Below are 12,862 nucleotides of genomic sequence, written 5' to 3'. Positions count from 1 at the left end.
AGAGTCGGACAACGCCGCCATCTGTCGTACATCTCTGGCGCCGTTGCTGCGCTGAGGCTGTTTGTCTGGAAAAATGAATCGCAATGACCACCACTGATCCGCAAACCAAGCTTCGCGTGCTGCTCGTGGAGGATGACGTCGACACGTTGGTCGCCACCCTCCAACTGCTGGAGACCCTGGGACATTGGGCCACGGGCGTTAAAAGCGCCGAGGCCGCCATCGCACGTTTCCTGGACGGGGCCTTCGATGTGGTGATGGTGGACATCGGCCTGCCCGCGCTCTCGGGCCACGACTTTGCGGAAAGGCTGCTGCGCGACCATCGCGTGCCCGTGATTTTCGTGACCGGGCAGGCAGAGCCCACCACCGTGATGCCGGGCACGGCCTGGCTGCGCAAGCCTTATTCGGTCGAGCAACTCACGCAGGCATTGGCCCTCGCGGCCGTCTCGCCTTCTTGAGGTTTGCGGGGCCATCATGGGCCCAACATTGGCTCGCTGGGACGCGTGAGAAAATCCGCGCCTTGCGCGCCCGATGTCCGGGCCTACGCACACACAGCCCATACCCACAGGACACCGCGTTTTGGAAGACAAGGTCATCTCCGTTGCACCCATGATGGATTGGACCGACAGGCACTGCCGGTACCTCCATCGCCTGCTGTCGCGCCACGCGCTGCTCTATACCGAGATGGTCACCACCGGCGCGCTGGTGCATGGCGACGTGCCCCGGCACCTTCGCTTCAACGCTGAAGAGCATCCCGTGGCGCTGCAACTGGGCGGCAGCGAGCCGGCTGACCTGGCGCATTGCGCCAGGCTCGGCGAGGAATGGGGCTACGACGAAATCAACCTCAACTGCGGCTGCCCGAGCGAGCGCGTGCAGCGCGGCGCCTTCGGTGCCTGCCTCATGAACGAGCCGCAGCTGGTGGCCGACTGCGTGAAGGCGATGGTCGATGTGGTGAGCGTGCCCGTCACCGTCAAGCACCGCATCGGCATCGACAAGATCGAGAGCTACGAGTTCGTGCGCGACTTCGTCGGCAAGGTCAGCGAAGCGGGGTGCGGCACCTTCATCGTCCATGCGCGCAATGCCTGGCTGCAGGGCCTGAGCCCCAAGCAGAACCGCGAGATTCCGCCGCTGCGCTATGCGTTGGTGCACCGGCTGAAGCACGACTTTCCGGCGCTGAAGTTTTCGATCAACGGCGGCATCTCCGTCAACGAACAGGTGCACGAGCATCTGCGGCTGCTCGACGGCGTGATGGTCGGTCGGGAGGCGTACCACAACCCCTGGTGGCTCGCCGAATGGGACGCGGAGTTCTTCGGCGCCGCGCCGCAGCCGCTGACGCGCGAAGAGGTGGAGTCGCTGATGTGCGACTACATGGTTCGCGAAGCCGCAGCGCACGGCACGCAGTGGTCGTCCATTGCGCGCCACATGCTGGGCTTGCGCAACGGCCTTCCCGGTGCGCGCCGCTGGCGGCAGGTGTGGAGCGACCACCGCCTGAAAACGCGCCCGCCGCACGAGGTGATGGCGCTCGCGCATGCGCAAGCGCCGCAAGAGTCTGTGGCTCAGGCCGCCTGACCCGCCTCAACTCCCGGCCACGAAGGCCGTTTTCCAACCGAGACGAAGACGCCCGCAGGGCGAGCGCTTTCGCGCGCCTTTTTGCGTCCCCCAAAGCCGTTTCAGGGCTCGCGCGGAGGGCCATTCATTGACTTTAATAAAACATTGTTCCGAAGCAATGCGATAACAAATGTGATTTTCACTGTCTTTTTGCTGAAGAATAAAGAGGTCAGGGAAACAAAAAACGAGGTTCTTATGAGTGAAGCTGTTGGCAGCAAGGAAGAGGTCAGCGCGCTAGCCCGCGGTTTGACCCTTCTGAAGGCCATCGGAATGGCGGCCGCGCCGATGGGCAACCGCGAACTGGCAGACACGACGGGCATTCCCAAGGCCACCGTCTCTCGGCTTACAGCCACGCTGGTAGGCGCGGGTTACCTGCGCCAGTCGCGTGACAGCGAGCGCTTCAGCCTGGGCCCCGCGTTGCTGGACATGAGCAGCCGCTACCTGCGCCATTTCGACCTGCGCGCCGTGGCCCGGCCCCATCTGACCGACCTGTCCGAGTTCGCGGGGGCAAGCATTCACCTGGGCGTGCGCGACGAACTCGACATGCTCGTCATCGACACCCTGCGTCCGCGCTCGGCGATCATCAGTTCGCGCATCGATGTGGGGTCGCGCATGTCGATCACCACCTCGGCGTCCGGCCGGGCGTATCTGTCGGCGCTGCCCGAGGCAGAACAGACGGAGCTGCTGGCGCAGATCCGCGAGGAAGCCGGCGAGAACTGGCCCGCGCTCGAGCCGCGCCTGATGGCCAGCGTGGAGGAGTACAGCCGCGTGGGCTATTGCAGTTCCTTCGGCGAATGGCATCCGGAAATCCACGCCCTGGGCTTTGCGCTGCAAGGCCCGCGCGGCGAGCGCTACGGCGTGGGCTGCGGCGGCCCGGCCTACCTGCTGACCAGGGAAGCCATGCTCGAACGCGTGGTTCCCCGGTTGCTCGACGTGGCGCAGCGAATTTCCGCTGAAGCGGGATCGTTCAATCCGGACTGATCGGGCTTGACGGTCTGACGCGGCGGCGCCCGGCCGGCGAACTCAGTTCGCCGCTTCCAGGCCGTTCTTGAAATGCTCGCGCATGCGCGCCATGGCGGCCGCTGGGTCGCGCGCCTCGATGGCCGCCATCACCGAGCGGTGCTCGGCCAGCGATTCGCCGATGCGCCCCGCCTTGAGCAGCGAGTTGTGGCGGTTGAGCTTCATCACCTTGCGCAGGTCGGCCACCATCTGGTCGCGCCACTTGTTGTTGGCGATCGCCAGCAACTGCATGTGGAAGCGCTCGTTCACCGCGAAGAAATGCTCCCGGTCTTCCTTGCCAGGGGCGGCGGCGGCTTCGAGCTCGGCGTGCAGCTTCTTCAGCTCTGCGCGCTCGGCATCGGTGGCGCGCTCGGCCACCACGCCGGCCGCATCGCTCTCCAGCAGCGAGAGCAGGTGATAGACATCCGCCAGGTCCTGCTCCGACACCTCGGTCACGTAGGCGCCGCGCCGCACCTTCATCGTCACCAGCCCTTCGGCCGCCAGCACCTTCAGCGCTTCGCGCAAGGGCGTGCGGCTGATGCCGTATTCCTCGGCGAGCTTGAGCTCGTCGATCCAGCTGCCGGGCTCCAGCTCGCGGCGGAAGATGCGCTGGCGCAGCAGCTCGGCCACCTCTTCGTAGAGGGCGCGCGGGGTGAGGGTGACAGCGGACATGGGCAGGACTGTACTTCAAAAATGCGTTTGAATTAATAATTATGGATCGGTTAAACTCGCGGCCGGCCTGCAGATCCGTGCGAGCGGATCTGCCGATCCACTGTCGATCTCCCGTCGATATCCCCGTCGATTCCCCGGCAAGACAAACTGCAAAGCGGCGTCCTTTTCATGAGCAGCAAACCAGCACCCACCTTCAAGCCCGCCGACCTCGGTGCCTGGGCCAAGTCCGCCGCCAAGTCCGCGCCGGGCGGCGACGTGAGCGCGCTGAACTGGATCACGCCCGACGGCATCACCGTCAAGCCGCTGTACACCGCAGCCGACCTGGAGGGCCTGAAGTACACCGACACGCTGCCCGGCTTCGAGCCCTACCTGCGCGGCCCGCAGGCCACCATGTACGCGGTGCGCCCCTGGACCATCCGCCAGTACGCCGGCTTCTCGACGGCGGAAGAGTCGAACGCCTTCTACCGCAAGGCACTCGCAGCGGGCGGCCAAGGCGTGAGCGTGGCCTTCGACCTGGCCACCCACCGTGGCTACGACAGCGACCATCCGCGCGTGACCGGCGACGTCGGCAAGGCCGGCGTGGCGATCGATTCGGTGGAGGACATGAAGATCCTGTTCGACCAGATCCCGCTGGACAAGGTGAGCGTGTCCATGACGATGAACGGCGCCGTGCTGCCTGTGCTGGCGGGTTACGTGGTCGCGGCCGAAGAGCAGGGCGTGGCAAAGGACCAATTGAGCGGGACCATCCAGAACGACATCCTCAAGGAGTTCATGGTTCGCAACACCTACATCTTTCCGCCAGCGCCGAGCATGCGGATCATCGGCGACATCATCGAGTACACGGCGCAGCACATGCCCAAGTTCAACTCGATCTCGATCAGCGGCTATCACATGCAGGAAGCCGGCGCCAACCAGGCGCTGGAGCTGGCCTTCACGCTGGCCGACGGCAAGGAATACGTGAAGACCGCGCTGGCCAAGGGGCTCGATGTCGACGGCTTTGCCGGACGCCTGAGCTTCTTCTGGGCCATCGGCATGAACTTCTATCTCGAGGTGGCCAAGATGCGCGCGGCGCGTTTGCTGTGGTGCCGCATCATGAAGGAGTTCGGGCCCAAGAACCCCAAGAGCCTGATGCTGCGCACGCACTGCCAGACCTCGGGCTGGAGTCTCACCGAGCAAGACCCGTACAACAACATCGTACGCACCACCATCGAGGCGATGGCTGCGGTGTTCGGCGGCACGCAGAGCCTGCACACCAACGCGCTCGACGAAGCGATCGCGCTGCCCACCGAGTTCAGCTCGCGCATCGCGCGCAACACGCAGCTCATCATCCAGGAAGAGACGCATATCACCAGCGTGGTCGACCCCTGGGCCGGCAGCTACATGATGGAAAAGCTCACGCAGGACATGGCCGATGCGGCCTGGGCCATCATCGAAGAGGTGGAGGCCATGGGCGGCATGACCAAGGCCGTCGACAGCGGCTGGGCCAAGCTCAAGATCGAAGCCGCCGCCGCCGAGAAGCAGGCGCGCATCGATTCGGGCAAGGACGTGATCGTGGGCGTCAACAAGTACAAGCTCAAGAACGAAGATGCGATCGACAGCCTCTCCATCGACAACGTGATGGTGCGCGACCAGCAGGTGGCGCGGCTGCAGCAGATCCGCGCTTCGCGCGACACCGCCAAGGTGCAGGCCGCGCTCGACGCGCTGACCGAAGCGGCCGAGAACGGCACGGGCAACCTGCTTGCGCTGAGCATCGATGCGGTGCGCCTTCGCGCCACGGTGGGCGAGATTTCGGATGCGCTCGAAAAATCATTCGGCCGCCATCGGGCCGACACGCAAAAGGTGACCGGTGTGTATGCAGCTGCTTATGACTCCGCTGAGGGCTGGGAAGCCCTCAAGACCGAGATCAATGCTTTCGCCGAAGAACAGGGGCGCCGTCCGCGCGTGATGATTTCCAAGCTCGGGCAGGACGGGCACGACCGCGGCGCCAAGGTGGTGGCCACGGCCTTCGCCGACCTGGGTTTCGACGTGGACATGGGGCCGCTGTTCCAGACGCCTGAAGAGTGCGCGCGGCAAGCCATCGAAAACGACGTGCATGCCGTCGGCGTGAGCACCCTCGCAGCCGGCCACAAGACGCTTGTGCCCGCCATTATCAACGAGCTCAAGAAACAGGGCGCGGACGACATCATCGTGTTCGTCGGCGGCGTGATTCCGCGGCAGGACTACGACTTTCTCTACGAGGCCGGCGTCAAGGGCATCTACGGACCGGGCACGCCCATTCCGGCCAGTGCCAAGGACGTGCTGGAGCAAATCCGCGCGGCCGTTGCGGCCTGACCCGGGGGCCAGACGTGGGCGATCTCTTGTCGCGGCTGTCGCTGCAGCCGGTGGATTCCGGTGATTTCGAAGACATGCTGGCGGTTCGCATCGATGCGATGCGGCCGAGCCTGGAGCGCGTCGGGCGCTTCGATGTTGCGCGCTCGCGCGAGCGGCTCACGGCCGGTTTCGTCGTGCCGTTCATGCACCACATCGTGCTCGACGGCGAGCAGCGCGTGGGCTTCGTCACGCTCAAGCCCGAGGGCCCGGATGCGCTGCGCCTGGACCACCTGTACCTGCGCACCGGCTTCCAGGGCAGCGGCATCGGCGAATGGGTGCTGCGCTGGGCCAAGGCCGAGGCGCGCGAAAAGAATCTGGACATCAAGCTCACTGCGCTGGTGCAGAGCGATGCCAACCGCTTCTATCTGCGGCACGGCTTCGTGCTCGAAAGCGAGGAGGGCGTCGACCTGCACTACCGCTGGCGCGACCAGGATGCAACCACCCAAGCGGATACAGCCACCCGTTCGGCGACAACCGCCCGTTCGGGCTGAGCTTGTCGAAGCCTCCCACAATCCCCGTGAAACCCTTTTTCGTCTACCTGCTGCGCTGTTCGGATGGCTCGTACTACGCGGGCCATACCGACGACATCGATGTCCGGATGCGCCAACACGTCGATGGGCAGGACGGATACACCGCAACGCGCAGGCCACTCGAACTGGTATGGCAGGGTGAGTTCGACGCGCGAGAAGGGGCGATCGCCTTCGAGCAGCAGATCAAGGGGTGGTCTCGCGCGAAGAAGGAGGCCTTGATTCGAGGCGAGTGGGACCGCATCAAGGAACTGGCGAAGTCGAGTGCTCCTCGGGGGCAGCTTCGACAAGCTCAGCCCGAACGGTCGGGGGAGAGCTACGACACCCCCGTTCGCCATGACGTCCCCGTTCGCCCTGAGCCTGTCGAAGGGCTGTCCACCGCAGAGCCCCAGCTTCGACAAGCTCAGTCCGAACGGGTGGTGGGGAAGACCATGAATGCCGTCCCCTCGCGATCCTTGGCACCTCCCGCTTTGCTCGACGGCGTTGTTGCCGGTGCCGCGCCCATCCAACGCCGCGCGATCGCCAAGGCCATCACGCTGCTCGAATCCACGCGCACCGACCATCGCACCGAGGCCGATGAGCTGCTCACCGCACTGCTGCCGCGCACCGGCAACTCCTTTCGCCTTGGCATCTCCGGCGTGCCCGGTGTCGGCAAATCGACTTTCATCGAAACGCTGGGCCTGCTGCTGATCGACAAGGGCCACCGCGTCGCGGTGCTCACCATCGACCCTTCATCCACCGTCTCCGGCGGCTCCATCCTCGGCGACAAGACGCGCATGGAAAAGCTCTCGGTGCACGAGCGCGCCTACATCCGCCCGAGTCCTTCGAGCGGCACGCTGGGCGGCGTGGCCGAGAAAACGCGCGAGGCGATGCTGGTGTGCGAGGCTGCGGGCTACGACGTCGTCATCGTCGAAACCGTGGGCGTGGGCCAGAGCGAGACGGCGGTGTCTGGCATGACCGACATGTTCGTGCTGATGCAGCTGCCCAACGCCGGCGACGACCTGCAGGCGATCAAGAAGGGCGTGATGGAGCTGGCCGACCTGGTGGTCATCAACAAGGCCGATATCGACAAGGATGCCGCCACGCGTGCGCAGGCCCAGATCACTTCGGCGCTGCGCCTCTTCGGCCACCAGGGCAACCCGGACCACGCGCACGCAGTGCACGACGCGCACAGCGGCGCCGAAGTGCGTTTCTGGTTGCCCAAGGTGCTGCAGCTGAGCGCACTCGCGGGCACAGGCGTGGATGCTTTCTGGGAAGCCGTCACGCAGTTCAAGCAACTGCAGACCGCCAACGGCAAGCTCGCCACACGCCGCGAGAAGCAGGCCTCCGCGTGGATGTGGGAGCGCATCGACGCCGGGCTCAAGCAGGCCTTCAGGCAGCACCCGCAGGTGCGTGAACTGCTGCCTCAACTCACCCGGCAGGTCGCGCAGGGTGCGCTGCCTGCATCGACCGCGGCGCGCCAGTTGCTCGCGGCGGCGGCGATCACGGCCAGGCCATGACGCCACATCAATTTCAGGACCACAGCTTCGGAACCACACCATGCAAGATCTGATTGAACAACTCGAACAGCGCCGCGCCAAGGCGCGCCTCGGCGGCGGGCAAAAGCGCATCGACGCGCAGCACGCCAAGGGCAAGCTCACCGCGCGCGAGCGCATCGAGCTCCTGCTCGACGACAACACCTTCGAAGAGTGGGACATGTTCGTGGAGCACCGCTCGGTCGACTTCGGCATGGCCGAGCAGAAGATCCCGGGCGACGGCGTGGTCACCGGCTACGGAATGATCAACGGCCGCCTGGTGTTCGTGTTCAGCCAGGACTTCACCGTCTTCGGCGGTGCGCTCAGCGAGGCGCATGCCGAAAAAATCTGCAAGGTGATGGACCAGGCGATGAAGGTCGGTGCGCCGGTCATCGGCCTGAACGATTCGGGCGGCGCGCGCATCCAGGAGGGCGTGGCGTCTCTGGGCGGCTATGCCGACGTGTTCCAGCGCAACGTGATGGCCTCCGGCGTGGTGCCGCAGATCAGCATGGTGATGGGCCCCTGCGCAGGCGGTGCGGTGTATTCGCCCGCCATGACCGACTTCATCTTCATGGTGAAGGACTCCAGCTACATGTTCGTCACCGGCCCCGACGTGGTGAAGACCGTGACGCATGAAACCGTGACGGCCGAAGAGCTCGGCGGCGCCATCACTCACACCACGCGCAGTGGCGTGGCCGACATGGCGTTCGAGAACGACGTCGAGGCGCTGATGATGCTGCGCCGCCTCTACAACTACCTCCCGCTCAACAATCGCGAGAAGCCGCCCGTGCGCCTGGGCAACAACGGACAGGGCGATCCGGCCGACCGGCCCGACTACTCGCTGGACACGCTGGTGCCCGACAACCCTAACAAGCCCTACGACATCAAGGAGCTGATCCTCAAGGTGGTGGACGACGGCGACTTCTTCGAGCTGCAGCCCGACTATGCGAAGAACATCGTGATCGGCTTCGCGCGCATGGAAGGCCAGACGGTCGGCATCGTGGCGAATCAGCCGCTGGTGCTGGCGGGTTGCCTGGACATCAAGAGCAGCATCAAGGCCGCGCGCTTCGTGCGCTTCTGCGATGCGTTCAACATCCCGGTCATCACCTTCGTCGACGTGCCCGGCTTCATGCCCGGCACGGGGCAGGAGTACGGCGGCATCATCAAGCACGGCGCCAAGCTGCTCTACGCGTACGCGGAGTGCACGGTGCCGAAGATCACCGTCATCACGCGCAAGGCCTACGGCGGTGCGTACGACGTGATGGCATCCAAGCATTTGCGCGGCGACGTCAACCTCGCCTGGCCCCGCGCCGAGATCGCGGTGATGGGCGCGAAGGGCGCGGTGGAAATCATCTTCCGCGAAGACAAGAACGACCCCGAGAAGCTGGCTGCGCGCGAAGCCGAGTACAAGGCGCGTTTTGCGAATCCCTATGTGGCGAGCGCACGCGGCTACATCGACGACGTGATCCTGCCGCACGAAACGCGCAAGCGCATCTGCCGCTCGCTGGTGATGCTGCGCGAGAAGAAGCTCGAGAACCCGTGGCGCAAGCACGGGAACATCCCTTTGTGAGCGGCCCGGAGAAGAAGAACATGTTCAAAAAGATCCTGATTGCAAATCGTGGGGAAATCGCCTGCCGCGTCATCCAGACGGCCAAGAAGATGGGCATCCTCACCGTCGCCGTCTACTCCGACGCCGACAAGGAAGCCCGTCACGTCGAGCTGGCCGACGAGGCCGTGCACATCGGCGCCGCGCCCAGCCGCGAGAGCTATCTGCAGGCCGACCGCATCATCGCGGCCTGCAAGCAGACCGGTGCCGAGGCGGTGCACCCGGGCTACGGCTTCCTGTCGGAGAACGAAGCCTTCGCGCGCAAGGTCGAGGAAGAGGGCATCGCCTTCATCGGACCGAAGCACTATTCGATCGCGGCGATGGGCGACAAGATCGCCTCGAAGAAGCTTGCGAACGAAGCCAAGGTCAACACCATTCCGGGCTGGAACGACGCCATCGAGACGGCCGAGCGCGCCGTGAAGATCGCGAGCGACATCGGCTATCCCGTGATGATCAAGGCCTCGGCCGGCGGCGGCGGCAAGGGCCTGCGCGTGGCCTTCAACGACAAGGAAGCTTTCGAGGGCTTCACCTCGTGCCGCAACGAAGCGCGCAACAGCTTCGGCGACGACCGCGTGTTCATCGAGAAGTTCGTCGAGGAGCCGCGCCACATCGAGATCCAGGTGCTGGGCGATTCGCACGGCAACGTGATCTACCTGAACGAGCGCGAATGCTCCATTCAACGGCGTCACCAGAAGGTGATCGAGGAAGCGCCTTCGCCCTTCATCAGCGACGAGACGCGCAAGGCGATGGGCGCGCAGGCGGTGCAACTGGCCAAGGCGGTGAACTACCAGAGCGCGGGCACGGTGGAGTTCGTGGTCGGCAAGGACCAGAGCTTCTACTTCCTCGAAATGAACACGCGGCTGCAGGTGGAGCATCCGGTCACCGAGTGCATCACGGGGCTGGACCTCGTGGAACTGATGATCCGCGTCGCAGCCGGCGAGAAGCTGCCGCTCACGCAGGAAGAGGTCAAGCGCGACGGCTGGGCCATCGAGTGCCGCATCAACGCAGAAGACCCGTTCCGCAATTTCCTGCCTTCGACCGGGCGCCTGGTGAAGTTCCAGCCGCCGGCCGAGACCATGTTCGCGAGCGACACCGAGCACCTGCAAGGCGTGCGCGTGGACACCGGCGTGTACGACGGCGGCGAGATCCCGATGTACTACGACTCGATGATCGCCAAGCTCATCGTGAATGGCAAGGACCGCCAGCATGCGATCGCCCGCATGCGCGAGGCGCTCAACGGCTTCGTGATCCGCGGCATCAGCAGCAACATCCCGTTCCAGGCGGCGCTGCTCGCGCATCCGAAGTTCGTGGCGGGCGATTTCAACACCGGCTTCATCGCCGAGCACTACGGCAAGGGCTTCCATGCGGAAGACGTGCCGCACACCGATCCGTCGTTCCTCGTTGCGCTGGCTGCGTATGTGCATCGTCGTTACCGTGCGCGCGCCTCGGGCATCAGCGGGCAGCTCGAAGGCCACGGCGTGAAGGTGGGCGAGCAGTTCGTGGTGGTGGAACTCGGGGCTGAGGGCAAGCATGTGCACCACCCGGTGTCGGTCACCGACTTCCAGGGCAAGACCGGCGCCAGTGCCGTCGCAGTGGGCGACAAGAGCTACAAGATCGACAGCAGCTTTGCACTGGGTGCGATTCGCGTGCAGGGCCGGGTCAACGACAAGCCCTTCACCGCGCAGGTCGAGCGCGGTGCGGGCAAGAACCCGCTGGCGCTGCGCGTGTCGCACGACGGCACGCAGATCGAAGCGATGGTGCTGTCGCCGCTGGGTGCTCGCCTGCTCGAACTGATGCCCTACAAGGCGCCGCCGGACCTGAGCAAATACCTGATGTCACCGATGCCGGGCCTCCTGGTCGAGGTGTCGGTTCAGCCGGGGCAGCAGGTGCGGGCCGGCGAGAAGCTGGCTGTCATCGAGGCGATGAAGATGGAAAACGTGCTGTTCGCTGCGCAGGACGGCGTGGTGGGCAAGGTGTCCGCGGGCAAGGGCGAGTCCCTCGCCGTCGATCAAATCATTCTGGAGTTCAACTGATGGGTGCCAACGACTTGCAACAAACGATCACGCTACACCGGCCCCCGAAGCCGGCAACGCCACAGGGCCCGTGGACGGTCGAGGCGATCCAGGCGCTGCTCGACAAGCCGCTGATGGACCTGCTGTTCGAAGCGCAGACGGTGCACCGCCAGCACTTCCCCGAAGGCGACATCGAACTCGCGACGTTGCTCTCGGTCAAGACCGGCGGCTGCCCTGAGAACTGCGGCTACTGCCCGCAGTCGGCCGAGTTCGACACCGGCGTGAAAGCGCAGAAGCTCATGGAGGTCGACGAGGTGCTGCGCGCCGCGCAGGCCGCCAAGGACGCGGGCGCCACGCGCTTCTGCATGGGCGCCGCCTGGCGCGCGCCGAAGGACCGCGACGTGGAGAAGGTGGCCGTGCTGGTCGAAGCGGTGAAGGGCCTCGGCATGCAGACCTGCGCCACGCTCGGCATGCTGGAGCCGCACCATGCGCACCAGCTCAAGGCCGCGGGCCTCGATTACTACAACCACAACCTCGACACGGCCCCCGAGTACTACACCGACATCGTCGACACGCGCAGCTACCAGGACCGGCTCGACACGCTGGCCCACGTGCGCAGCGCCGGCATCAGCGTGTGCTGCGGCGGCATCGTCGGCATGGGCGAGCAACCGGTGCACCGCGCGGGGCTGATCGCGCAGCTGGCCAACCTGAACCCGTACCCGGAGTCGGTGCCCATCAACAGCCTGGTGCGCGTGCCGGGCACGCCGTTGGCCGATTCGGAACCGGTCGATCCCTTCGACTTCGTGCGCATGATCGCGGTCGCGCGCATCACGATGCCCACGGCCCGCGTGCGGCTGTCGGCCGGGCGCCAGCAAATGGGCGACGCGGTGCAGGCGCTGTGTTTCATGGCCGGCGCGAATTCGATCTTCTATGGCGACAAGCTGCTGGTCACGGGCAATCCCGATGTGGATGCGGACGTGCAGCTGCTGCGCAAGTTGGGCCTGCAGTCGCGCCGCACTACGGCGACCGAAGAAGCCGGGGCTTGCGCATGACGACCACGCCGCGTCCCTTCAAGGTGCTGGGCATCCAGCAGATCGCCATCGGCGGGCCTGACAAGCTGCGCCTGCAGAAGCTGTGGGTCGACATGCTGGGGCTCGAAGTCACCGGCACCTTCAAGAGCGAGCGCGAGAACGTCGACGAGGACATCTGTTCGATGGGCAGCGGCCCGTTCAAGGTCGAGGTCGACCTGATGCAGCCGCTGGACCCCGAGAAGAAGCCCGCGGTGCACACGACACCGCTGAACCACGTGGGACTGTGGATCGATGACCTGCCCCGTGCCGTCGACTGGCTCACCGCGCAGGGCGTGCGCTTTGCGCCCGGCGGCATCCGCCAGGGCGCGGCGGGGTTCGACATCTGCTTTCTGCATCCGAAGGCGAACGAGGAGTTTCCGATCGCGGGCGAGGGCGTGCTGATCGAGATGGTGCAGGCGCCGCCCGAGGTGGTGACGGCCTTTACCGCACTCGCGGCACGCTGATCCTGGTTCGCCAGCTACCGTTC

General features: G+C 65.3%; 11 protein-coding genes and 1 pseudogene. 11 read left to right on the top strand and 1 reads right to left on the bottom strand.

The window, feature by feature from the left end; all coding sequences use genetic code 11:
* Positions 1–83 precede the first annotated feature (83 nt).
* The 3 genes from ABIC90_RS08185 to ABIC90_RS08175 all read left to right on the top strand — a co-directional run bounded on the left by ABIC90_RS08185 (position 84) and on the right by ABIC90_RS08175 (position 2,586).
* Entirely contained in the window at positions 84–455 is a 372-nt protein-coding gene (locus ABIC90_RS08185; protein WP_354353583.1) for a response regulator, read from the top strand.
* 121 nt (positions 456–576) lie between these two features.
* On the top strand, positions 577–1,566 hold the full coding sequence (gene dusA / locus ABIC90_RS08180) for a tRNA dihydrouridine(20/20a) synthase DusA (RefSeq protein ID WP_354353582.1): 990 nt from the start codon (positions 577–579) through the stop codon (positions 1,564–1,566).
* Positions 1,567–1,800: 234 nt separating this feature from the next.
* Positions 1,801–2,586, top strand: a complete 786-nt coding sequence (locus ABIC90_RS08175) for an IclR family transcriptional regulator (protein ID WP_354353581.1) — start codon at positions 1,801–1,803, stop codon at positions 2,584–2,586.
* A 42-nt stretch (positions 2,587–2,628) separates the two neighbouring features.
* On the opposite strand, the gene ABIC90_RS08170 is transcribed toward ABIC90_RS08175, so the two are convergent.
* Complete coding sequence (locus ABIC90_RS08170; RefSeq protein ID WP_354353580.1) at positions 2,629–3,276, bottom strand: GntR family transcriptional regulator; 648 nt, start codon at positions 3,274–3,276, stop codon at positions 2,629–2,631.
* 168 nt (positions 3,277–3,444) lie between these two features.
* On the opposite strand from ABIC90_RS08170, the gene scpA reads away from it, so the two are divergent.
* The 8 genes and pseudogenes from scpA (at position 3,445) to ABIC90_RS08130 (ending at position 12,839) form a co-directional block, all read left to right on the top strand.
* Positions 3,445–5,607 (top strand): methylmalonyl-CoA mutase, encoded by a 2,163-nt coding sequence (gene scpA / locus ABIC90_RS08165; RefSeq protein WP_354353579.1) that lies wholly within the window; start codon positions 3,445–3,447, stop codon positions 5,605–5,607.
* Between the two features lie 14 nt (positions 5,608–5,621).
* Positions 5,622–6,137, top strand: a complete 516-nt coding sequence (locus tag ABIC90_RS08160; protein WP_354353578.1) for a GNAT family N-acetyltransferase — start codon at positions 5,622–5,624, stop codon at positions 6,135–6,137.
* A gap of 26 nt (positions 6,138–6,163) precedes the next feature.
* Positions 6,164–6,373 (top strand): annotated as a pseudogene (locus ABIC90_RS08155) (GIY-YIG nuclease family protein); the annotation flags it as partial.
* A gap of 231 nt (positions 6,374–6,604) precedes the next feature.
* Complete coding sequence (gene meaB, locus ABIC90_RS08150; protein ID WP_354353670.1) at positions 6,605–7,672, top strand: methylmalonyl Co-A mutase-associated GTPase MeaB; 1,068 nt, start codon at positions 6,605–6,607, stop codon at positions 7,670–7,672.
* A gap of 40 nt (positions 7,673–7,712) precedes the next feature.
* Complete coding sequence (locus ABIC90_RS08145) at positions 7,713–9,257, top strand: acyl-CoA carboxylase subunit beta (RefSeq protein ID WP_354353577.1); 1,545 nt, start codon at positions 7,713–7,715, stop codon at positions 9,255–9,257.
* Positions 9,258–9,277: 20 nt separating this feature from the next.
* Positions 9,278–11,326: an acetyl-CoA carboxylase biotin carboxylase subunit gene (gene accC / locus ABIC90_RS08140; protein ID WP_354353576.1), complete on the top strand. Its 2,049-nt coding sequence runs from the start codon at positions 9,278–9,280 to the stop codon at positions 11,324–11,326.
* Complete coding sequence (gene bioB / locus ABIC90_RS08135; RefSeq protein WP_354353575.1) at positions 11,326–12,357, top strand: biotin synthase BioB; 1,032 nt, start codon at positions 11,326–11,328, stop codon at positions 12,355–12,357. Before accC ends, bioB begins: the two co-directional genes overlap by 1 nt.
* Positions 12,354–12,839 (top strand): VOC family protein, encoded by a 486-nt coding sequence (locus ABIC90_RS08130; RefSeq protein WP_354353573.1) that lies wholly within the window; start codon positions 12,354–12,356, stop codon positions 12,837–12,839. The genes bioB and ABIC90_RS08130 overlap by 4 nt, the downstream gene beginning before the upstream one ends.
* The last annotated feature ends 23 nt before the right edge of the window (positions 12,840–12,862 follow it).

This window comes from Variovorax boronicumulans (assembly GCF_040544675.1).
In the GTDB taxonomy this organism is placed as follows: Bacteria; Pseudomonadota; Gammaproteobacteria; order Burkholderiales; family Burkholderiaceae_C; genus Variovorax; species Variovorax boronicumulans_D.
The sequence above is the reverse complement of the archived record's forward strand: the minus strand, read 5'-3'. Positions and strand labels throughout refer to the sequence as shown.

Bases quoted from the DNA above. Each gene is read 5' to 3' on its own strand.
- ABIC90_RS08185 (WP_354353583.1), top strand. From the start codon at position 84: ATGACCACCACTGATCCGCAAACCAAGCTTCGCGTGCTGCTCGTGGAG.
- ABIC90_RS08175 (WP_354353581.1), top strand. From the start codon at position 1,801: ATGAGTGAAGCTGTTGGCAGCAAGGAAGAGGTCAGCGCGCTAGCCCGC.
- ABIC90_RS08170 (WP_354353580.1), bottom strand. From the start codon at position 3,276: ATGTCCGCTGTCACCCTCACCCCGCGCGCCCTCTACGAAGAGGTGGCC.
- scpA (WP_354353579.1), top strand. From the start codon at position 3,445: ATGAGCAGCAAACCAGCACCCACCTTCAAGCCCGCCGACCTCGGTGCC.
- meaB (WP_354353670.1), top strand. From the start codon at position 6,605: ATGAATGCCGTCCCCTCGCGATCCTTGGCACCTCCCGCTTTGCTCGAC.
- ABIC90_RS08145 (WP_354353577.1), top strand. From the start codon at position 7,713: ATGCAAGATCTGATTGAACAACTCGAACAGCGCCGCGCCAAGGCGCGC.
- accC (WP_354353576.1), top strand. From the start codon at position 9,278: ATGTTCAAAAAGATCCTGATTGCAAATCGTGGGGAAATCGCCTGCCGC.
- bioB (WP_354353575.1), top strand. From the start codon at position 11,326: ATGGGTGCCAACGACTTGCAACAAACGATCACGCTACACCGGCCCCCG.
- ABIC90_RS08130 (WP_354353573.1), top strand. From the start codon at position 12,354: ATGACGACCACGCCGCGTCCCTTCAAGGTGCTGGGCATCCAGCAGATC.